20 protein-coding genes are annotated in these 23876 nt (G+C 43.4%); all 20 read right to left on the bottom strand.

Going from position 1 to position 23876, the window contains the following annotated elements; all coding sequences use genetic code 11:
- Window positions 1-75 precede the first annotated feature (75 nt).
- Complete coding sequence (locus H9Q76_RS04475) at window positions 76-1275, bottom strand: esterase/lipase family protein (RefSeq protein WP_249321717.1); 1200 nt, start codon at window positions 1273-1275, stop codon at window positions 76-78.
- A gap of 19 nt (window positions 1276-1294) precedes the next feature.
- Window positions 1295-1585, bottom strand: coding sequence for a hypothetical protein (locus tag H9Q76_RS04470; RefSeq protein WP_021985014.1), 291 nt, complete (start codon window positions 1583-1585; stop codon window positions 1295-1297).
- 115 nt (window positions 1586-1700) lie between these two features.
- Complete coding sequence (locus H9Q76_RS04465) at window positions 1701-2498, bottom strand: DUF3169 family protein (RefSeq protein ID WP_249321716.1); 798 nt, start codon at window positions 2496-2498, stop codon at window positions 1701-1703.
- On the bottom strand, window positions 2491-2706 hold the full coding sequence (locus tag H9Q76_RS04460) for a helix-turn-helix transcriptional regulator (protein ID WP_117781281.1): 216 nt from the start codon (window positions 2704-2706) through the stop codon (window positions 2491-2493). The genes H9Q76_RS04465 and H9Q76_RS04460 overlap by 8 nt, the downstream gene beginning before the upstream one ends.
- On the bottom strand, window positions 2693-3433 hold the full coding sequence (locus H9Q76_RS04455) for a hypothetical protein (protein ID WP_118373868.1): 741 nt from the start codon (window positions 3431-3433) through the stop codon (window positions 2693-2695). The genes H9Q76_RS04460 and H9Q76_RS04455 overlap by 14 nt, the downstream gene beginning before the upstream one ends.
- A gap of 906 nt (window positions 3434-4339) precedes the next feature.
- Entirely contained in the window at window positions 4340-7060 is a 2721-nt protein-coding gene (locus H9Q76_RS04450; protein WP_021984213.1) for a tetratricopeptide repeat protein, read from the bottom strand.
- 79 nt (window positions 7061-7139) lie between these two features.
- On the bottom strand, window positions 7140-7397 hold the full coding sequence (locus H9Q76_RS04445; RefSeq protein ID WP_021984212.1) for an HPr family phosphocarrier protein: 258 nt from the start codon (window positions 7395-7397) through the stop codon (window positions 7140-7142).
- Window positions 7387-8241, bottom strand: a complete 855-nt coding sequence (gene whiA, locus H9Q76_RS04440) for a DNA-binding protein WhiA (RefSeq protein ID WP_021984211.1) — start codon at window positions 8239-8241, stop codon at window positions 7387-7389. Before whiA ends, H9Q76_RS04445 begins: the two co-directional genes overlap by 11 nt.
- A gap of 2 nt (window positions 8242-8243) precedes the next feature.
- Complete coding sequence (rapZ, locus tag H9Q76_RS04435) at window positions 8244-9119, bottom strand: RNase adapter RapZ (RefSeq protein ID WP_021984210.1); 876 nt, start codon at window positions 9117-9119, stop codon at window positions 8244-8246.
- Entirely contained in the window at window positions 9116-9994 is an 879-nt protein-coding gene (murB, locus tag H9Q76_RS04430; RefSeq protein WP_021984209.1) for a UDP-N-acetylmuramate dehydrogenase, read from the bottom strand. Before murB ends, rapZ begins: the two co-directional genes overlap by 4 nt.
- A 143-nt stretch (window positions 9995-10137) precedes the next feature.
- Window positions 10138-11079, bottom strand: a complete 942-nt coding sequence (locus tag H9Q76_RS04425) for an ROK family glucokinase (protein WP_021984208.1) — start codon at window positions 11077-11079, stop codon at window positions 10138-10140.
- Window positions 11080-11105: 26 nt separating this feature from the next.
- Window positions 11106-12056 carry an HPr(Ser) kinase/phosphatase gene (gene hprK / locus H9Q76_RS04420; RefSeq protein WP_021984207.1) on the bottom strand — a complete coding sequence of 317 codons (951 nt, stop codon included), beginning with the start codon at window positions 12054-12056 and terminating at the stop codon, window positions 11106-11108.
- 68 nt (window positions 12057-12124) lie between these two features.
- Window positions 12125-12400: a septation regulator SpoVG gene (spoVG, locus tag H9Q76_RS04415; protein WP_021984206.1), complete on the bottom strand. Its 276-nt coding sequence runs from the start codon at window positions 12398-12400 to the stop codon at window positions 12125-12127.
- A 35-nt stretch (window positions 12401-12435) separates the two neighbouring features.
- Window positions 12436-13560 (bottom strand): glucose-1-phosphate adenylyltransferase subunit GlgD, encoded by a 1125-nt coding sequence (glgD, locus tag H9Q76_RS04410; RefSeq protein WP_021984205.1) that lies wholly within the window; start codon window positions 13558-13560, stop codon window positions 12436-12438.
- Window position 13561: 1 nt separating this feature from the next.
- Entirely contained in the window at window positions 13562-14830 is a 1269-nt protein-coding gene (locus H9Q76_RS04405) for a glucose-1-phosphate adenylyltransferase (protein WP_021984204.1), read from the bottom strand.
- A gap of 137 nt (window positions 14831-14967) precedes the next feature.
- Window positions 14968-15333 (bottom strand): hypothetical protein, encoded by a 366-nt coding sequence (locus H9Q76_RS04400; protein ID WP_021984203.1) that lies wholly within the window; start codon window positions 15331-15333, stop codon window positions 14968-14970.
- 17 nt (window positions 15334-15350) lie between these two features.
- Window positions 15351-16289: an SPFH domain-containing protein gene (locus H9Q76_RS04395; RefSeq protein WP_021984202.1), complete on the bottom strand. Its 939-nt coding sequence runs from the start codon at window positions 16287-16289 to the stop codon at window positions 15351-15353.
- Window positions 16290-16329: 40 nt separating this feature from the next.
- Window positions 16330-16764 carry an NfeD family protein gene (locus tag H9Q76_RS04390; protein WP_021984201.1) on the bottom strand — a complete coding sequence of 145 codons (435 nt, stop codon included), beginning with the start codon at window positions 16762-16764 and terminating at the stop codon, window positions 16330-16332.
- Window positions 16765-16943: 179 nt separating this feature from the next.
- Complete coding sequence (gene typA / locus H9Q76_RS04385; RefSeq protein ID WP_117781276.1) at window positions 16944-18782, bottom strand: translational GTPase TypA; 1839 nt, start codon at window positions 18780-18782, stop codon at window positions 16944-16946.
- Between the two features lie 135 nt (window positions 18783-18917).
- The gene (locus H9Q76_RS04380) at window positions 18918-23732 is read right to left on the bottom strand and encodes a hypothetical protein (protein ID WP_249321715.1); all 4815 of its coding nucleotides are present in this window, start codon (window positions 23730-23732) and stop codon (window positions 18918-18920) included.
- Window positions 23733-23876 lie beyond the last annotated feature (144 nt).

Below are 23876 nucleotides of genomic sequence, written 5' to 3'. Positions count from 1 at the left end.
ACCGGAAGCTAATCAGGAAAACGGTAAAGGGGAACGATTTCTCGTTCCCCTTTTTCAAGTTCTAATATTATATTTCTATAATCCTCGTTCTTTAAGTTTTGACACAAGTTGCACATAGAATTCCCGTACATCAAATCCCGGAATATCCTCGCGGTTCAAGTCGATCACATCCCCGTGCGAGATTCCCCGCTTGCCCTTTACAGTCAGGAACTGGTAGTCTTCTCCCCACGCAAAAGACTTCTCTCCAACCAGACCATCATTCGGTCCGTCAAACCGTTTAACAAGCAGATACGACAGATTGAGCGGGAATCGTCCGGATGATGGACGATTCAATTTCGAGCCAAAAGACTGGTAATAAATCCCCGGTGCATCCTTTGCCTCTTCATTAAATTCCGCACAATTTGTAGAGGTGAGATCATGGACGGCTGCCATGAAATCCGGATTCGTATCTCCAAGCTTTTCCGCCCCTACGTTGTATGCTTTTTCAATCGCCTTTTGCTGTGCCTCCGGAATATTGTCTAATAAATAATCGGCAAATTCACAGCCTCTGTGTGGCGTGTTGATTGTCGTAAGTGACGCAATATAATCTCCTGCGGAAGTAAGTGCGATTGCCGCTCTCGTATCAAGTCCACCTTTGGAATGCGCGATCACATTTACCTTCTCACAGCCGGTTTCCTCGACAATCTGCCTGATACGTGTCTCTAATTCCTTTGCACTGTCCCGCACAGCCGCGGCACTGTTATGGTTTCCGTAATAGATCTTCGCACCATTTTCCGTAAGCTCCGCCGGTATTCTGCCCCAGTAATTTAGGTGTTCAAAATCCCGGAAGAACACGCCATGCACCATAAGTATCGGATATTTTGTTTTACATATCTGCTTATCTGCCCGCGCAGCATTTCGCTTCGCACGCAGCTTCTCGAACTTTACTTCCCGTCTTACCGTCCGGATAATGATATGCAGCATCACCAGATGCGCAATCGGAATCCAGCCACATATAAGCCCCAACACACGCCAGCGGATTCCCAGCTGCTGTGATGTCAGATACACGCTGATCATTCCAATCCAGAATATCGTAATCTCAACCAGGAAGATAATACACAGACGGATCAGCCAGTATTTTTTCTCTACCGTAATTCCTGCCGGACCATTCGCAAACCATCGCTCATAGAATCCGCAAAACCCAAGAATCAGATAGATGGCTGCAAGCAATGTTGTCACATAAAATATCTGCAGCATGTTTTTACCAAAATTACATATCTTCAATTTTCCTGTCATTGTTTTCTCCTATCGGCATCTATCCCTGCAGTCCTGCTGACTGACGGATCATATCCTCGACAACAATATCGTAGATCTCGCCAACTGTACTGCAATACTCCAGCACCTTCCAAGGCTCATTTGTATGAAAATGAATCTTCACCAGATCCTCGTCTCCAGCCGCGATCAAGCTGTTTCCCTCGATATGATCCGTGATATAATCTGCAATTTCATCCTCATCCAAATCCTTATCTCTCCGGTCGATCAGCAACTGCGTATCATACCGATATGCAAACTGATCATCTTCTGCATCAATTGAATTCATTCCCATATTCGTTTCCTCCATCTTCAATCTTTACTCTGCTTCCGTTATTTCCTTCGTAAACACATGTCTTCTCCAATTCCAGCGTAGCCGCTTCTAGTTCAGCAATATCCAGCTTGCAGTGTTATCTGCGTCGCTCCAGCTTCGCTGCACGCATCATGTAACTTACATTGTTCACAAGCAGAATCATACATACATATACAAATCCCATAATATCTGTCTTAAACAAAAATGTAAAGATAAATATGACAATACACAAGATCAGGCATACCACATTTGTGCTCAAAAATGCCTGATACCCTGCACGGTACACAATCAACCGTTCTGCTTCATCACAAGAACTCATCCACACCTTACGAAACTGGAAGTCTAATGCATTTCCACGTTTTTCCGGATTTAACTTTTTCTCAATATCAACAGTAAGTTTCGGAATCAGAATCTCAATTGCCATCGTTATCACGAACATCGCAACAGCAATCACCCACATCGCGGACTGATATCCGCTCACTTTTCCATATCCTTTTTCTACATCATATAAGAAGCAGAAAAACAGACAAAGCTCTATAATCGAAAAAATGTTTGACATGATCATCGGTACATTCAATTTTTCCTCTAACGTATCCCACAGATCATCATTTTCACGATCTTTCTGTAACTGCTTATATAACATGTTGCATCTTGCATATGCGATTACCGGAAGCAGACATCCGAGAAGCGATACAACTGCGAAAAGTATCGGAATCGCATCAAGCGCAAATGCTCGGATTGCCGTAACAACCGCGTCGAAACTCTGCGTCTTTTCTACCTTTCCCATGATTTTACCTACAATATATCCCGCCAGAAAACAAATTGCCAACGCGGAAATCAAAATGATTAATGCCTTTTTTGTTGATTTTTCCTTCGTTTTCTTATCTTTACTCATCTTCCGCACCCTCCGTATATTCAAAGATATCTTCCACAGTCACGCCGCATGCTTTTGCAAGCTTCAACGCTAATGTGACCGACGGCGAATAATCGCCACGTTCAATCTGACTGATTGTCTGGCGCGATGTCTGCACCAAAGCACCCATCTCCTGCTGATTGACTCCGAGCTTCGACCGGTATTCCTTCAAATGATTATTCAGTGGCATCGTGATTCTCCTCTCCACCATGATATTTCGGATTCACAAACACAAAGGTTTCCCACACCTTTTTATTTTTCACTCCTCCAAAAATCATGTTTCCGTACAGATTTGAAAATATCACTGCATAGCAGATTCCAAAAGCAATATTATCCATTGCCATCCAGCCAACAGTGAACCCGACAACAGCCCCAAGAAGATATCCGAATGCAACATTCTTTTTCTCCTTTGGATCCATATTCTTCTTGTAAACAAGTTCATCTCCCCACTCGATTCCAGCCCAGAATCCGTCGCTCATACAGCCTTTCATGTAGTTGCGGATCATATCCTCAATCTTATTTTTCTGGTCGGACAACGTATCCGGCAGATACCATAAAATAAGCTTCATCGCAGCTTTGCTATCTTCAAAAATCTCTTTCAATTTCCTGACAGCTTCCTGACTCTCCATCCGCCGTTCACCTGCCATAGCTTCTGTCTCTCCGGCTTCTATAAAATAATCCTCAATCCTCTCAAACACATATATTCCGACCAGTTTTTTCTCCTGATAAATGCCGCACACCTTTCCGTTACTTACCAGTGCCTTGTCTACAGCTTTTTTTATATTCTCACTGGATGCCTCAATCGGTACTGCCTCGCCCACATGGGCGCCCAGCTGGAAATCCTCTCTATCCACACGCTTACCCTTGATCGTATAGATTTTCAGCTTCTTATCCGCTTTTACAGTTCCAATCTCCATATCACACACTCCATTCTTCCGCGCCCTTACATAATTGCATTGCCCGGTTATTTATACTCACTCTTTTTATACTTGACAACTATTCTTGTCATTTGTGCACGATCTATATATAGCATATGACAAGTTTTCTTGTCAATATATTTTGACAACTTTCTCTGTCATTTTTTCGTTTGCTTTCCTCTACCCCGGGTGTCACCACATCGTGGGTTTTTCCGCTCGCATTCCACTCCTCACGCCCAGTTTTCTCTCCGTCACCTGCCTATTAGTTTCCGGTTTGGGTTGTCTCACTTGCTTTTCTCTCCCCAAACCCACGCCATGGGTTTTTCCTCTCGTTTCTTACCCCACACGCCCAGTTTTCTCTCCTCCACCTGCCTATTAGCTTCTAGTTTGGGGTTTCTCGCTTACTTTTCTCTTTCTACGCCCACGACGTGGTTTTTTCCGCTCATATCCTTCTCCTCACGCCCAGTTTTCTCTCCGCTCCCCATCAATCAGCTTCCGGGGTGGGTTTTCACGCTTGTTTTTCTCTTCCTGCACCCACGACGTGGGTTTTTCCGCTTGCAAACACCCGCGCACACCAATTTAATAAAATGTATCTAACCATGCGGTCAACTCATATATAATATGTTTAGAATTTAGAAGTTCTTGATGTTCTGTTTGATACACAGCAATACCTGAACACGATGTTCAGGTAAGCCGCCACTGAGCCATGGACGGCGAATTGGCGGCGGTTGCGTGCATGTTTATTACCTATATCAGAACATCTTAGAACTTCTTAATTTCAATACATCATATATGAGTTGACCACATGGCTAGATACAAAATTAACAGGATGCGCGGGGATTCGCTCATAAAAAAACGCCATGCAATTGGGAATCCCAAACGCATGGCGTTTCATAAACTCTAAACTTATTCTGCTTTTCCGATTGAAAGGAATCCATTGTCGTTCGACTGAAGCAGGAACGAAAGTCCAATCTTCTTCTTTGCTTCCTCGGTTGCAACATAGATCTCGCCAGTCTCAACCAGAGACTTCGCAATCTCAAGCACCTTATCCTTGAACATCATCATCTCACGACGATCTCTGGAGCTCAGTTTGAACAGATACTGGTTCTTTGAACTGATCAACAGGATACTGTAAGAATGTACGTTGTTCTTTGTCTCACGCATACCGGAACCGATCATACGGGAGTTCGCAATGATAATCTCTGCATTCTCATCCGGCAGGTACTCAGACAGGATCAGCTTGTAAATCTTCAGGTAATCTTCCTCCTGATCTGCACTGACTGGCATCTCAGCAACTGCAAATTCTACAACGGAATCTGCAAGTTTGATCGTACCACCCTCGTCGTTGATCACGGCTGTACTCTCCTTCGGAACGCACAGACGGAAGAACTTGTTCTCGATCACCTTCTGTCCACTCGTTGGCTGCTTGATAACAAGGTCTGTATACTTCTTCTCCAACATATTCATAGAGATAATCGCGCTGTCATCACCGGTCTCCGCAATCTCACACAACTCACGATACAAGTCTACGATATCCGGTGTGATATACGCTACCATCTCAACAATCTTCTTCACGGCAGGGACATATGCCTGTTTAGCACTCTGCATATAAAACTCGATCTGCTTGCTCATATCGCTTGTCTTGCCAGCCTTATACTCGATGACCTTGAACAGGTTGTCCTTATCGAAGTCCTCATATCCATTGTCGTAAGCTTTCTCAAAGTACTTGATACTCTTGATCTCGCCACGATAATTCTCATCTGCCTCCTGCTGCTGGTAGATCTTACCAAGCTCATAAGCAGCCTGATAGCTTCCCAGTCCAAGGGCTTCCAAAAATGCTTTCTCAATCTCATACGAATTTGCAATGTAGAACACCTGACTCTGCTTGTACAAGGCAACCTTCAAAGCTGCCTGTCCGCTTCCGGCTTCTACGGAACGCTCCCATGTCTCCACAGAACGCTGCAAATCCTCGTTGCCAAGCTCCTGAATATCCTTGATATAAGCTTCTGCTTCCAGAATACCATTTGCCTGCGCTTCCTTGAAATACTCTAACGCCTTGATACCATCACGCTTCGTACGAAGTACACCATAGTAATAAAAACGTCCGAGATAGAATGCAACCCGTCGATGACCGAGACGATGTGCGGTCTCGTACCAGTTGAGTGCCTTCATGTAATCCTTCATCTTCTGATCGTAAATGTTACCAAGCAGGAATGCCAGATCCGGATCTTTCGTCGCATCAAACAACTGCTTTGCGTAACTGATCGTCTTCTCGAGATCCTTATACGGTGAATCATCATCGTAATACAGCTCGATCAACAGATAACTTGCCTTAATACTACCAAGCTTCAATGCCTGCTTTGCAGCCGCCATCGCGCCCTCGTAGTCCTCTAAGTAATAGCAGTACAATGCCTCACTATAATACTGGTTATCCTTACGGTTCAAGCTCTGGTCACTAACCAGGGTTGGATCAACGAATGCGAACGAGTTCGCTGTCTCGAAAATGATCTCCTCGTACTGCTCGATGATCTCCATGGATGCACATACAAAACGCATACATGCAAGACGCTTACCCTGATAGAACGCAAAGGTTACAATACCCTTTTCCATCTCCTTGTGGTAGAACGTTGTGCAGATACCATCTGCATATTCTGTGATGTATGCTTTCAACTGTAATTCCTCGTCAAATGCATCGTTGCAATAACGAAGATAATTCTCCAATGTCTTTTTGGAATCTCTTGGAATACTGTCATAGCTTACATACATCGCAAAATCCTTGTAAGTAAGGCTTGGTGCATAATATTCCTCGTCCGTATCGCTGTTGATGGTCTTTACCCAGTCCTTAGGAAGCTTGTGGATATAACCATCAATCTGGTTATGTACATAGGTGTACTGATACTGCAAACGTGCCGGATCGATTGCTTTATACTTTGGTTCCTTGCCTTTCGCACGTCTTGCCTCTGCAATCTCTGTATACAGTTTGTCCTTCTCTTCGAACTCAATACTGTCTGTATGCTGACTTGCATAATCGACACGGTCATACGCAGCCTTTGCTTTCGTATCTCCCATATCTGCAAGCTTCTTGTACCACGACATTGCCTTCTCGTAATCCACCGGTACGACAAAATCACTCTTGTTTCCATACTGATCGATACGATTTAGACCATTCTCATAGATACTACCGAGATTCATGTACGCTGCCTTGATACCACACTCCGTTGCCTTCTCAAAGAATGTAATCGCCTTTGAGAAATTCTGAATATCCAACAACATCTGTGCGAGCTTGTAGATCATCTCGCCATCCTTACTCAAATTCGTATATTTCTCATAGTACTGTGTCGCCTTATTCAAATCCACATCGACAATACAGTTGCTATACTTTCCGGTCTCATACAGCTCCCCTAATATTTTCAAGGCATCCGTACCGAAATTCTTATAATTCGGATCCATGATTGCAATATCTACAATCTTTTCGAATATCTCTACGGCGTCCTCGGCATTTCCATTTTCCATCAGGTTGATTGCCTTATCATATTGAAGTTCTACGTTGCTCTTGGCTGACTTTTTCTTGCCGCCAAGACCGGACAAAAACGGAATCTTGCTAAAAAAACTGCTAAGCTTTCCCATCTGATATCCTCCTTTGTGGTCTTTCCCCCTGCATAATTATTTATATAATAACATAGTTAAAATTCTTATGCAACAAAGACTACTTGACAGATTCAATATAATTTTTCATTTCCTCGACAGCAACCTCCTCATCCGGTCCATTGGCTTCGATTTCAAGCGCATCCCCGTTACCGAATCCAAGGCTCATCATTCCCATGATGCTTTTCGCATTGATTCTCCGGTTCTGAGAATTGATTGTAATTTTACTCTCATACTTGCTTGCAATCTGCACGAGAACGGCCACCGGTCTTGCCTCTGCATCTGCTGGTAAATTCACAACGACTGTCTTACTGATCATTTTGGTTCCTCCTTAGCTCATTGGCTATATCACTTATTTTTTTCAATCTATGATTGACTCCGGATTTTCCAAGCGGTGGATTTAATTTCTTACCAAGCTCCACTAGACTCGTATCCGGTTCTTCCATACGCAGACTTGCGATCTCCCGCAAACGCTCTGGAAGATATTTTAATCCCTTTGTCTGTTCAATATACGTGATGTCTTCCATCTGCTTGACGGCAGCACTCACAACCTTGTTTAAGTTCGCAGTCTCACAATTTACACGCCGGTTGACGGAATTGCGCATGTCTTTTAAAATGCGTATATTTTCCATATCCATCAGGGACACATGCGCCCCCATGATATTTAACAGATCAACGATCATTGATCCATCCTTGATGTAAACCACATAATATTTTTTGCGCTGGATCTGCTTCGGTTCGATTGAAAAATCACGAATCAGTCTGGCTAACATATCCGCCTGTTCCGCATGGTCACAGACGATCTCGAAATGATACCCCTTCTCCGGATCAGTCAGGGAGCCAGTTGCCAGAAATGCCCCGCGGATAAATGCCTGCTTACAGCAATTCCGTTCTACCAGAATCGGATTCACCGAAAGATAATCTCCATGATCCGTCAGCTTTAACATCTGTCTGCCCTCTGGTGTGTTAATATCCACATCCAGAAGTGCAGTAAGCTTCGTGATTTTCTCCTGTAAGATCGTGTTTTCCCCGCGCATCGTCCAGACACCATCCCGGTATTCACCGGACATTGCGATCATAGCAGCAAGCTCTGCCATCCGGCAATGTCTGCCTGTGCTGATATGGGAAAGCAGTTCCGCTTTCACCTTTGATGAAAACGACATACCTACTCCCCTTTCACAATACGGTCTTTGCCAATATCTCTATGATACAGACGTACCGTATACGGAAGCTTCTCCAATGTCTCGTACAGTGCATTTGCCACTGTCACAGAGCGGTGTTTTCCTCCGGTACATCCCACGGAAATCACTAACTGATTTTTACCCTCTTTCAGATAATTGGGAATCAGAAACTCCAGCATATCTGTGAGCTTCTCCATAAATGCCGGATATTCTTTGCAATCCTTCACCATATCAGAGACCGGTTTATCATTTCCTGTCTGCGGGCGAAGCTCCGGAACATAATATGGATTCGGCAAAAAACGTACGTCAAATACAAGGTCGGAATCTCTCGGGATTCCATACTTGAATCCAAAGGACATCACAGTCACAATAATGTTATTATACTGTTTGCCCTCCACAAATATCTTCTCAATCTCATGCTTTAACTCTCTTGTAAGCAGATTGCTCGTATCGATAATATAATCCGCACGCTGGCGCAAAAACTCGATCTTCTCGCGTTCCTTGACGATGCCTTCGTTGATCCTGCCATGCTTGGACAGCGGATGCGCTCTTCGCGTCTCCTTATATCGCTTTACAAGCACCGGTTCATTGGCATCAAGGAAAAGAATCTCGTAAGTAAAGTTACGCTTTTTCAAAGTCTCCAGACACACGGACATCTCACCGAGTGCCTGCCCGCTTCGGATATCCACACCGATAGCGACATTGTCGACCTCAAGCTTATCATCATGCGCAATCTCTGCGAATTTTTCAATTAACATGACCGGAAGGTTATCGACGCAGAAGAACCCCATATCTTCTAACATCTTCAACACCGTTGATTTTCCTGCTCCGCTCATTCCTGTTACAATTACAAATCTCATCGGATTATTCTTACCTCCGGTTCCAACATCACACCGTACTTCTCATTTACAACTTCCTGCACATGCTGCATCACTGCCAGCACATCTGCACTGCTTGCCTGTTCCACATTCACAACAAACCCACAATGCTTCTCCGATACCATCGCACCGCCGACCCGGTATCCACGCAATCCACTGTCATCAATCAGCTTCGCTGCAAAATACCCTTCCGGACGTTTAAACGTCGATCCTGCACTCGGATATTCGAGCGGCTGTTTACTTCGTCTCGCCTCCGCCAGTTCATTCATCCGGTCAAGAATTGCTGTCTTATCTCCGTGTTCCAGTGTCAGTCCGACACCAACCACGATTTTATCTGCATCGATGATGCTATGGCGATAAGCAAACTCCATCTCATCACAAGCATAGCTTCGAAGTGTGCCATCCATCGACAGCACCTCCACATACGATACGATATCCTTCATCTCACCACCATAGGCGCCTGCATTCATCACAATCGCGCCACCGATGCTTCCCGGTATACCTGCAGCGAACTCCATGCCTGTAAGTCCCGCCTCATATGCCAGATTCGCCACGCGCGCCAGAATCGCTCCTGCCTGCGCATACACGGAAGTCCCATCCACCCGGATTTCACTCATGGCACTGCCAATCTGGATAATCAAGCCATCATATCCGGCGTCTGTAAACAGGACATTACTTCCATTTCCAAGTACACAATAATCAAGCTTGTGTTCCTTGCAATACGCGATCAATGTCTGGATTTCAGCCGTATTTTTCGGCATTGCAAAATACTTTGCCGCCCCGCCAATGCGAAATGTCGTATGCTTGCACATCGGCTCCTGCTCCAATATTTTAATCTCTTCTATCTTCAAACTCATACGTTCCTCACAAAAATAAACATAAAAAAGCCCATAAGCTCTGCTTTATCATAGCTTATGGGCAAAATTTATTCAATGTGTAAATATATAGAAAAATACTAAGGAAAACTGCTTCCCTTCGTCATTTTCACGATTAGGCATCACTAATCGTTCATAATCGCACAGGCTCCACCATACATACCGGCATCATTTCCAAGTGTTGCAAGTGTGAACTTCGTGTTCTTGCATGCGTGGAATGCATACTCCTTGAAATATTTCTCTGTTGTATCTGTGATGATCGTACCTGCCTTGGATACACCGCCACCAATAACAAAAACCTCTGGATCAACCACACATGCGATCTGTGCCAATGCTTTGCCAAGGCACTTTCCATGTCTGTCTACGATCTCAGCTGCAAGCTCATCGCCCTGCTTTGCTGCATCGAACACTTCCTTTGCAGATACATACTGTACGTTGCGAAGTGCAGATGGACGATCCGTTGTGTTGAGCAATGTATTTGCCATTCTTACGATACCAGTTGCAGATGTGTACTGCTCCAGACAGCCCTTTCTGCCACATCCGCAAACCTCTGTCTCATCATCGTTCACCTGAATATGTCCGATCTCACCGCCAGCACCATTCACACCGGAAAGCATCTTTCCGCCTAAGATGATACCGCCGCCAACACCGGTTCCAAGTGTTACCATAACGATGTTACTGAAGCCTTTTCCACCGCCCTGCCACATCTCGCCGAGCGCTGCCATATTTGCATCGTTACCAACCTTGACTGGAAGTCCGATAATCTTGGATAACTCATCTGCTGCATTGAAGATTCCCCATCCAAGGTTTACACAACGGAGAACGGTTCCATCTGCCTTGACTGGTCCCGGAACACCCATTCCGATACCCTTTACTTCGCTCTTGTCAATCTGCTTTTCTGCAAGCTTATCCTCGATGGATGCTGCGATATCGCCTAAGATATACTTTCCGCCCTCATCGGTGCGTGTTGTGATCTCCCACTTGTCAACCATCGTTCCTTCTGCTGTGAAAAGTCCGATCTTAACTGTTGTTCCTCCGATATCTACACCAAATACATACTTTGCCATCTTCCTCTATATCCTCCTTATTTCTCTTAGACATTATGTGAATTTTTCGCTATATTCTGTGTTACACGGTTATACAATTCCTGAGCCGCATTGTATCCCATCTTCTTCTGTCTGTGGTTGACAGCTGCGGCCTCTACGATAACCGCAATATTTCGTCCCGGTCGAATCGGAATCGAATGACTGACGATCTTATTTCCGAGAATCTCTGTATACTGATCCTCCAGTCCCAGACGGTCATAGTTCGCATCCTTATCCCACTCTTCCAGATTCACGATCAGGTCGATGCTCTGTGTATGCTTGACACACTCTACACCGAACATACTCTTGACATCGATAATTCCGATTCCTCGAAGCTCGATAAAATGTCTCGTAATATCCGGAGCCGTACCGATCAGCGTCTCATCCGAAACCTTCTTGATCTCTACAACATCATCCGATACAAGACGATGTCCACGCCGAATCATCTCCAGAGCCGCCTCACTCTTACCAAGGCCACTGTCTCCGGTAATCATGACACCCTCACCATATACGTCCAGCAAAACCGCATGAATGGAAATACGCGGTGCAAGCTCCACATGCAGCCACTTTACAACCTCATGCACGAAGTCAGACGTCGTCTCCGAAGTATCAGTCAGAATTGGGATTCCACATCGTTTTCCGGTCTCGATGATATAATCATATGGCTTGATATTACGACAGAAGATCAGACACGGAATCTTGAATGCAAATAACTTCTCAAATATCTGGATATTCTCTTCCTCTGTATGCATATTTGAAATATACGCAAACTCTACATTTCCACATATCTGAATACGTGCGGAATCAAAATGTTCAAAAAAGCCCGCCAGCTGGACTGCCGGACGGTTCATATTTGGATCTTTGATCAATATATGATCGGTATCAATTTCAGGCGTATGATTGATCAGATTCATCTTTTGAATCAATTGTGTCACACTTACGCTATATTCTTCTTCCATGCCCTCTTACGTCTCCTTACTTATTTTGAAAAAATGGGCTGTCGCAGACGCAACAGCCCTTTGCTATTTTACTCTTCATCCTCAGACTCAGACGCTACTTCCTGATACTTCTCAAGAATGAGACTCTGGATTTTGTCTCTTGTCTCAGAATTGATCGGATGTGCAATATCCCGATATTCACCATCCGACGCCTTTCGACTCGGCATCGCGATAAACAATCCCTTCTCTCCTTCAATTACCTTGATATCATGTACTACAAATACATCATCAATTGTAATCGAAACAACTGCGCGCATCTTGCCTTCTTTTGTAACCTTACGTACCCTTACATCTGTGATTTGCATATTAGTCCCCCTTTTACGCAACTCTTTTTGTGAAATTATAATGCGTATCTAAAATTCTTCTCAACGATGACCTTAATCTCGTTTGGATCTCCTGTATGTACTGTATTTGCACGAAGTGTATCACGGCTCTCCACGATACAGTTCTCAATATAACAGTTATCCCCGATATGTACATCATTCAGAATAATAGAATTCTTGATGACACAGTTATTACCGATATAAACTTTTTTGAAAAGAACGGAATCCTCTACCGTACCATTGATGATGCTTCCGCTTGCGATCAGGCTGTTGCTGACAGCTGCATCTCCATTGTATTTTGCTGGTGGTAAATCCTCCACCTTGGAATATACATCCGGATGCTGACGGAAGAAGTAATCACGAATATCCTTCTTCAGGAAATCCATATTGGTCTTGAAGTAAGAATCAATCGTACCGATATTTCTCCAGTAAGAATCCAGCTTATATGCATAAATCTTCTTTACGTTCTTGTAACGAACAAGAATGTCATTTACAAAATCGCTTCTGCCTTCTGCAGCACATGCCTCCAGCAACTCAATCAACTGACGACGTCTTACAACATATACACCGATGGATGCTGTATTTGTCTCTGCCACGATTGGCTTCTCCTCAAAGCTGATTACACGATTATCATCTGCAAGCTTTACAACACCGAAACGGTTGATATCATCCTCGCCCGGCTGGATATCCTTACATACAACTGTGATATCTGCACCTGTTGCGATATGCTCTTCCAGTACCTTATTGTAATCCAGCTTGTACACTGCATCACCACTGGCAATAACTACATATGGCTCATGCGCTGATTTCAGGAAACTGATATTCTGATACAACGCATCTGCAGTTCCCTTGTACCAATAGCTGTTTGTCGCTGTGATCGTTGGTGTAAACAGATAAAGTCCACCCTGTTTTCTACCGAAATCCCACCACTTGGAAGAATTCAAATGCTCGTTCAACGAACGTGAATTATACTGTGTATAAACAGCTACCTTCTGGATATGGGAGTTTGTCATGTTGGAAAGTGTGAAATCGATTGCACGATAGCTTCCCACGATTGGCATAGCTGCAACTGCTCTCTTTGCAGACAGCTCTCCCATTCTGCTGCTATTTCCACCTGCTAAAATAATACCGATTGCTCTCATTCTACTCACCTGCCTTTATAATACTAGACCCACTCTTTAACAATCCATCCGGATATTCGTCAATGGTTGTCTCACCAAAGATGGCAACGTTCTTACCAATCTTAACGCCTGCCGGAATTACGGAATTCTCTCCGATTGTTACAAGACCATATGAGTAGATATGTGGTGCAAGTTCATTTGGAACTTCCTCGCCGACACCAAGTTCTGCGTTGTCTCCAATATGAACACCCTCTGCGATAATTGCCTTGTCCATAACGACACCGTCACCAATCACTGCACCATTCATAATAATGGAATTCTTGATTACAGCGCCCTTTCCGATCGTAACGCCGGAACCGATAACGGAATGCTGTACAGTACCGTAAACTTCCGTTGCCTCACCAACAATACTCTCTGTCACAGATCCTTCCGGATCAATGTACTGTGGTGGAAGCTGATCGCTCTTTGTGTAAATTCTCCAGAACTCCTCGTAGAGATTGAACTCTGGGATAATATCTACGAGCTCCATATTTGCTTCCCAGTAAGAACCAAGTGTTCCTACATCCTTCCAATAGCCCTTGTACTCGTAAGCACAGATCTTACTTCCACGCTCATGGCAGTATGGAATGATATGCTTACCAAAGTCACAGGATGGCTGATCTTTCAGTGCTGTCAAAGCCTCACGAAGCACCTTCCAGTTAAATATGTAAATACCCATAGACGCTTTGTTGCTGCGTGGATGCTCCGGTTTTTCTTCAAACTCCTGAATACATCCGGTATCGTCTGTGATAACAACACCGAAACGGCTTGCTTCCTCCATTGGTACCTGATAGGTTGCCAATGTGATATCGGCCTTGCTTGTCTTGTGATAGTCAAGCATCGCCTCATAATCCATCTTGTAGATATGATCTCCGGAGAGAATCAGTACATAGTCTGGATTGTAGTAGTCAATATACTCAAGATTCTGATAGATTGCGTTCGCAGTACCTGTATACCACTGGCTGTTTGCACTCTTCTCGTATGGAGGAAGTACGGTCACACCACCGATGCTTCGATCCAGATCCCATGGGATACCGATACCGATGTGCTGATTGAGCCGGAGTGGTCTATACTGTGTCAACACGCCGACAGTATCAACCCCCGAATTAATACAGTTGCTGAGTGGGAAATCAATAATCTTGTATTTTCCACCAAATGCAACCGCCGGCTTAGCAAGCTTAGAAGTCAAAACACCCAAACGACTTCCCTGTCCGCCTGCTAAAAGCATAGCTATCATTTCTTTTTTAATCATAATGTCACCCCTTTTAGCATAATATGTTTGTATTATAGCATTAAACCTAAAAAAGTGAAACACTTTTAGGCAATTTTTATAATTTTTTCTTAAAAAAGCTCATTGGAATGGTAAATAATACTAAATTTTACATTTTTTTACACATTCATCGTCTCTGCAACACGTTTCATCGCCTTTAAGAACGGTAAAAAGTCCACCTCCAGAGACGCTGCAAGCTTAATATCATCCTTTTCCTGCAGCACTTTGCCGAGGCGTCCGACTGCGGACGCCATCCTGCCTTTGTCAATTCTTTGTTCATCCCGGTTAATCAGATCCTCACAGTTATTAAACACTTCGATCTCCCAGTTGATTCCCTGAATCACCAGATTGAACAGCTCGTCCGTATCGGACTGCCGGTTGTGTCTGAGTTCTGCAATCAGTGTCTCCGTTCCGGGAATGATAGTTGCACTGTAGTTGTATAGCTCCTTTAGTAAATCCTGTTGTGCAGATGCCTTATCACTCATTCAAAACTTCCTCCTGTCTACGACTCACTATTTTTCGTCACAATCTCTGTCAGGGAAGACGCAAGCCCTGCAATACCGGAAATCTCACTCGGAATAATCAGCTTCGTTGCTTTTCCGTCTGCTGCCTTGGCAAATGCCTCAAGACTCTTCAATGTAAGAACCGCCTGATCTGGTGCAGCTTCATTCAGGAACTTGATACCATCTGCGTTTGCCTGCTGTACTTTCAGGATTGCTTCTGCCTCACCTTCGGCACGGCGGATGGTTGCTTCCTTTGTCGCCTCTGCACGCAGAATTGCGGACTGCTTTTCTGCCTCTGCGGAAAGAATCAGAGACTCCTTCTGTCCTTCTGCGCGAAGAATTGCGGACTTCTTCTCACCTTCTGCAATCAGGATCTGTTCACGTCTCTCACGCTCTGCCTTCATCTGTTTTTCCATCGCATCCTGAATAGCTGCCGGTGGAATGATATTCTTCAGCTCGACACGGTTGACCTTGATACCCCAAGGATCTGTCGCCTCGTCCAAAGTCGCACGCATCTTTGTATTGATCGTCTCTCTCGATGTCAGAGTCTGGTCAAGTTCCAGCTCACCAATGATATTTCGAAGCGTTGTTGCTGTCAGATTTTCAATCGCCATGATTGGCTTTTCCACACCATATGCAAACAACTTCGGATCTGTGATCTGGAAGAATACGACTGTATCAATCCGCATCGTAACATTATCTTTTGTGATTACCGGCTGTGGTGCAAAATCAACAACCTGCTCTTTCATAGAAATGCGGTGTGCTACCTTATCAATCAAAGGCGTCTTCAAATGCAGACCTGCTGACCATGTCGTATTGTATGTTCCCAGACGCTCAATGACATATGCATGTGCCTGTGGTACAACACGTATAGAACTGCAAATCACTACAACAACCAAAATTACAAGAAAAATACCTAATATCTGTGCTCCATTCATCTTTCTGCCTCCCTTTTTCAATCAACTCTTCTATACTATCCTATGCCTGTGTGCTCTTCGTCACGATGAGCTTCACGCCGTCGATGCTCTGCACGAGAACCTTCTCTCCCGCAGCAATCTTCGAATCATCTGCGGAACGTGCAGACCATTCCATGCCCGAAAGCTTCACAACACCCTGTGCCTCCAGATTGTTGATCTCCTGCTTGACGATTCCTTCTTTTCCAATCAGACTGTCTACATTCGTCTTCTCCACATTCTTCATCAGATGCTTCGCCGCAAATGGCCGGGTAAACACAAAAAGCAACGTCGACACAACCGCAAACACAAGAAGCTGCACCAACCAGTGTGCACCGGTCAGCGAGATCAGTCCTGCCACAAATGCACCGCCTGCGAACCATATGGACGTAAGTCCGAGTGTAATGATCTCAACCACGATCAGTATCACAGTTATAATCAGCCATATTGTTAAACCCATAGTAACCTCCTCCTGTTATTTTTCAGCAAAATACACATCTCCTATGTATTCCGCTCCGTCTTTTTTATTTTATCACACCGCGCATAAATCTTCCACAAAAAATAAAGAGAAATCCGTCAATTTTGCACAAATTTAACGGATTTCTCACATTGTTTTTTAATATGATGGTTTTCGACAGATTAATTCGACTGCATTGCACGCTTTGCACGCATACGAAGTGTTGGATCCAGAATCTTCTTACGGATACGGATGGACTTCGGTGTGATCTCCAGAAGCTCGTCAGTATCAATGAAATCCAGTGCCTGCTCCAGAGAAAGGATCTTTGGAGGTGTCAGCTTCAGCGCATCATCGGAACCGGATGCACGTGTATTCGTAAGCTGCTTCTTCTTGCAGACATTTACTTCGATATCCTCTGCCTTACCGCACTGTCCAACGACCATACCGCCGTAGACCTGCTCGCCCGGTCCGATAAAGAGTGTTCCACGCTCCTGTGCATTGAACAGACCATATGTGATACTCTCTCCTGACTCAAACGCGATCAGAGAACCCTGACTTCTGTAATTCATATCGCCCTTGTATGGCTGATAACCATCAAACATCGTATTGATGATACCATTTCCCTTGGTAGCGGTCATGAAATCACCACGGAAACCAATCAGTCCACGGGATGGAATTGAGAACTCCAGTCTCGTTGTACCATTTCCAGTTGGTGCCATACCCTGCAGCTCACCCTTACGCTGATTCAGCATATTGATAACGGTACCGGAGAATTCATCTGGCACATCAATGACTGCAATCTCGAACGGCTCTAACTTCTTGCCCTTCTCATCTTCCTTATAGATAACCTCTGCCTTACTTACTGCGAACTCATAGCCCTCACGACGCATGTTCTCGATCAATACAGACAGATGCAGCTCACCACGTCCAGATACCTTAAAGCTCTCAGTCGTGTCTGTCTCTTCCACACGCAGAGAAACATCAGTATTTAACTCACGGAACAGACGGTCACGCAGATGACGGGAAGTAACGAACTTTCCTTCCTTACCTGCGAGCGGTGAATCATTTACCATGAAATGCATGGCGATCGTAGGCTCAGAAATCTTCTGGAACGGAATTGGTTCCGGATCATCCGGTGAACAGATTGTATCACCGATGTGGATATCGGAAATACCGGAAATCGCTACGATCGAGCCGATGCCTGCCTCGTTCACTTCCACCTTGTTCAGACCTTCAAACTCATATAACTTACCAATCTTTACCTTGCGATACTTGTCAGGCTCATGATGGTTTACGATGATTGCATCCTGATTCAGCTTGATCGTACCATTATCCACCTTACCTACACCGATACGGCCAACATACTCATTATAATCAATCGTACTGATCAGAATCTGTGTACCTGCATCTGGATCACCGGTTGGTGCCGGAATATATTTCAGGATCGTCTCGAACAATGGCTGCATATCTGTACCCGGTTCATCTGGTGAAAGGGATGCGATACCTGCCTTTGCGGATGCGTAAACAAATGGGCAGTCAAGCTGCTTCTCATTTGCATCAAGCTCTAATAAAAGCTCCAATACTTCCTCTTCTACTTCTGCCGGTCTTGCCTCCGGACGATCGATTTTATTGATACACACGATTACGTTCAGATCCAGTTCCAGTGCTTTTTTGAGCACGAACTTCGTCTGTGGCATCGCACCTTCAAATGCATCTACCACAAGGATAACGCCATTTACCATCTTTAAGACACGCTCTACCTCGCCACCGAAATCAGCATGGCCCGGCGTATCAATGATGTTAATCTTCGTATTCTTATAAGTAACTGCGGTGTTCTTAGAAAGGATTGTGATACCTCTCTCACGCTCGATGTCATTCGAATCCATGACACGCTCTGCGACTTCCTGATTGTCACGAAATACACCACTCTGCTTCAACAGTTCGTCCACGAGGGTTGTCTTACCATGATCGACATGGGCGATAATTGCTACGTTTCTTACATCTTCTCTTGTAATCTGCATATCTCTTTCCTCATCTCTATATACATACTCAACTACAACAAACTTAGGTATTTTAGCACATTCTTCCCTTACTTTCAATATTTTAGACAAAAAAAGCTCCGGGGATTTCACTCCCCGAAGCCCTGTTTTTACTGCTTATTTTTTGATATATGCCTGTGTTTTCACACTGGTGATACCCTGATAGCTTCTCGCTGGTGCATTACCACCCTTTGGTACAAGCACGATCTGGATTCCTTCCAGTCTCTTCGCAAGTCCTGCGGTTCCTGCTGCTTCGCCGTTCTTTGCCCAGCCAAGCCAGCCAAAGCTCTGTGCATGTACACGGTAATATACATCGTAATGCTCTGCCATCTCGCCAGTCAGTGCAATACGGATTGCTTCGAGACGCTTCGCCTCTCCACTTGTACCAGACATATCTCCATCGCGCCTCCAAGTATTTGGATTGTTTTCATTTCCCTGCCAGCCGTAAGTCTGTACATGGGTTGTGTAAACAATGCTTCCACTGTATGGCTTATTTGTAAGCTTGATGTTGATACCTTCGAGTCTCTTTGCCTGTCCGGAAGTACCACTCATCTGTCCGTTATACTTCCATCCCTGCCAGCCAAAGGTCTGTACGTGTGTGCGGTATGCAACATTGACATTTGCCTCTCCAGCCACACTTGGATTTGTATTTGAAGTTGCCTGATTGCCAACCACTGGAGAAGAACCAGCCTTTGCAATATAACTCTTTGCCTGATGTACGCCAGATGCTGCGTTAACACCTGCGTAGTTGACACCCGGTACAGCTGCGCCCTTCTTCACTACCACGATCTGGATACCTTCCAGTCTCTTTGCATAACCTGCAGTTCCAGATGGTGCGCCATTCTTCGCCCAGCCAAGCCAGCCATATGACTGTGCATGCACTCTGTAATAAACATCGTACTTATCCTTATCTGCGCCTGTAAGCTGGATCTTGATTGCCTCTAATCGCTTTGCTTCACCCTCAGTTCCGTTCATCTCACCATTTGCGGACCAAGGCAACCAGCCGTAGCTCTGGCAATGGGTTGTGTACTGGATTCCAAGGTTGTCATTTCCGTAAACACGGATCTTGATGCCTTCCAGTCTCTTTGCCTTGCCACTTGTACCAGCCATCTTACCATTTACAAACCACTTGCTTGCATTGTTCTCGTCGCCCTGCCAGCCAAAGGTCTGTACATGGGTTGTGTAACGGATTGTCACATCCGGTATCACAACTGGTTCTGGCGTCGGTGTTGGTGCTGGAAGCTTTGCGATTGCTTCCTTTGCAAGAACGGTCTTGCAGACGGTACATTCCTTATGTCTGCTTCCCTCTGCATCGACGGTTGCTGCCTTATCTACGATCCAGTCGCTGGATGTGTGATCTTTCTTGGCGATTACTTCACCTGTTGCAAGCTTCGTGTCACAGTCCACACAATAAGTATCACCGGTATATCCTGCTTCTGTACAGCTTGCTTCCTTTGCGTTTCTGACTTCTGTTTTCTCATGCTTACAAACCTTCTTGTCGCATATTACATAATCAGAGCAATGGCTAAGTACCAATGTAACCATTCCATCCTTTACTACAACACTGTCGATTGGCTCTAATACATTTGTCTCTTTGTTGATATGGTAGTAATAAACCGTAGTTCCATCTGCATACTGGTCGCCAACTGCGATTGTTACCTTCGTATTCTTTGGAAGTTCACCATCATGTGCAAATGCCACTACACACTTCGTTGCATCTGGATCGGTCAATTCTTCAACTACCTTCTGATTTCCATAGCCTTCTGCATCCTCAAATACTTCCAGCTTTGTGTTCACGCCGCCTGTAACCTCTGTTTCCTTCAGAGAATCTGCATCAAAGCTCCACGTATATTCTACCGTTCCGTCCGATGCTTTCTTGCTGATTTCCAATGAAACTTGTGCATCCTTCAAGCTGTTCAATACATCTGAAGATACAGTTGCCTGACTGTCATCTGTGTAAGAAGTCTGAATGCTTGTTATCTTTGTCTCACCTTCGTTATCCGAATTGTACTGATTTGCTATTTTTATACTTTCCTCGATTGCTTCTGAAGAAATACCCTTATCCTCTGTAGATGAAGTCTTTATTGTTGCTTCGTTTGAGTTCTTATCCTCTTCGATTGTAACAGTCGTTGTCCCTGTTGACGGAATTGTTGTTTCTATTTTATTTCCATTTTCTCTTTTCTCCAAAGGCGTTATTTCAACTGTTCCTGTTACATCGTCATTCTCTCCGGTGATCCAAATATAATAGACCTTCGTGTCCTTTGACAAATTGTTAAATACAACCTCTTTATTTCCTCTTGCAAAAGGAAGTTCTAATAAATCGTCAAATACCGATAAATCCGAATCATCATATTTAATATCAACTTTGCTTTTTGAATCTACTGAAAGCTTATACAATTTTCCCCTTGAACGTACTTCATTTATATATCCATTCTCGTCATAATCATCTGGCATCATTACCCAGTCAACCCCATCTTTCGATGTTGTAAAGCTCCCCGGCTTGAGTTCTGTTGCCTGACTTTGTTTCAGAGTAATATCGCCAGCCAAGCTATATGCATCCACGGTAATAACATTTACCGCTGGCGTATAACTCGGATTTTGCTGTACACATATATACAATTCACATGGTGTCATTTCTTCATTTTTATATTTATATGTATAACTTCCTCCATATGTTTCAATATATCTAATTGCTGGTTCTTCTGGATTTGAATACACATACATTTCTCCGCTTAATGGAACTGTAATTTCAACCTCTGTATAGGCATCCAAATTATACTTATACCATACTCCAGATAACTGATTGTAAATGTTATACCCGTCTCCTGCAGTTACAACCGTATATATATCATGCTCACTAATACACTCATTTTCTCCATTATAAATTTCACAAATTTCATCTGTCTTTTGAGACAGGCGATTATCCTCGTCCTTATTTAAAGTAAGTACGATTGATGAATCCAGATGACTTGCATCTCCTGAAATCACAAGATATCCTTTGTTCAACAATTTGATTGGAACATTTTTTTCCTCACTCAAATTCAGTTTTGTACTATAACCTGATTCATAATCTAGCAAATCCCCTGTATGTACATGCAAATCATCTGTTTCAAAAAGATATAATTTTGCATTTACATCTGGATTATCTGATTTCACATTTAATGTATAAATTCCTGGATCAACCGCGTACACCTTAGCATTCTCTATTACATATGTACTTTCCCCATAATTGTAAGCCAGCATGCTTATATATGTGTCATCAGAATCATCGTATTGATATGTTTCAGATGTTCCAACTTGTAACAAAGTGGCATTTGTTTTTTCTTCAGCCAATTTTGAAGTGATCGTCTTAATCTGCATATTGGCATTCTCATCATATGAATGAGTTACTTTCCATACATAATAAGACTTCGCTTCATTTGATGTGTTCTCCATTTTTCCATTATTGGTTACATAATTAAACTCACTGTCATACACAATTGCATAACCAACTGTTCCATCAACTACATATATCGCTCCTGCAGGAACCGTAATTTTATATAAAACTCCAAGCGATGCCTGATAATTTGCCTTTCCATCCAGCATTGCTGAACAATACTTATAAAACTTTGAACCATTTTCATGCTCAACCTGACCATTTTTTACATTTTCTTCTGTAATCTCAACGGCATTTTCTTTTATTGTTGACACATCCGAAAGTTCGGTAACGGAAATATTAGCTTCATTGTCGTTCGTACTATAAAAATAATATGTTCCCTCTGTAGCTTCCCAATAATCCCCAGAATTTCCATATTCAAGATTTAATCTTTCATATACATTCCAATTTGAATCATATTTCATCATAGTAATATTACCTTTTGGAATAATTACTTCATATACACACCCTTCCGGAACACACAATCTTGCCCAATGTGCCTCCTTTTTTTCTGTTGTTATAGTCGACGCATCCTTTGTTGTATCTCGATATTGCAAATAATCATATTTCAATCGCTGTTTTTCTTCTTTACTAAGAGTAAAATTTTCACCTACCTTAATATCTGTAACTGTAGCTTTGTCAATATCAATTGGCGTAGTTTGTTTTATTATTTCTCCAAATACAACTCTAAATTCCTGCATACATCCATAATATCCTGAATAGATATAATAAGTTGCTTCCTGATCAGTTAAATTTTCCAAATAATTGTCTTGTATGCCTGCATATTCCAATTGATTGTCATTTTTCTTTAATACATTAATGCTCAGTGCATCATCATCAAAACCAAATGCCTGTATTTTTACTTTAGTATCTGGACTTAATGTAATCTTGTACATTTTTCCGTTAATCTCTGTTCCCTTAAAGCTTCCAAGCATATAATCGGTTACTTTTATGTTTTCTTCTAATGCACCAGTAACTTCTGTAATGTCACTTTCTTCATATTGCGTGTTTTTTTGCAATTCTACTGTAATATCATTTTCTTCCGTCTGATCTTCAGAATAAAGATCATTCCTAATATTTATCCAATATTCATATCCACCTTGCAGATAGCAATACCCTTCATCACTGCCAAGTCCTATTACCATGATGGAACCATGTGGAATCATGCAACCATTTTCATAACTATACATGTCTACCTCATAAACAAGATTTGAAGTATCCCCATCATACTTAAATTTCAAAATATAACTTTCATCATCTAATTTGTCTATATGCAACACCTTTCCTGTCCATGTAGAAGTTTCAGAATTTGAAATAGGGTATGAAACCGTTTCCTTTTCCCACCTCACCTTGTTCGTTCCAATTTGTAAATCATCTACATCCATATAGGATGTCGTTGTCCCGGTTCCGGTCTCTTCCGCCCGTACAACCAGGTACTGGTTTGAAATCAACGGCAGCACCATACAGAGTGTCAGTATGACCGCCATCAACTTCTTGCAAACTTTCCATTTTTGCATACGCTTCTCTCCTCTCAGCTTTTTATTTTTGTTTCTGGGATTACCCATTGTTCGTATCATAGCATATAAAAATGGCATTTTTTACACTTATGCAAAATTGGCAAGGATTTATGCAAAATTGGTATTTTTTACAGATTCTTTGCC

The sequence above is a fragment of the Wujia chipingensis genome, from assembly GCF_014337155.1.
GTDB classification, from domain to species: Bacteria; Bacillota; Clostridia; order Lachnospirales; family Lachnospiraceae; genus Coprococcus_C; species Coprococcus_C hominis.
This window is presented reverse-complemented; position numbering and strand designations above follow the sequence as displayed.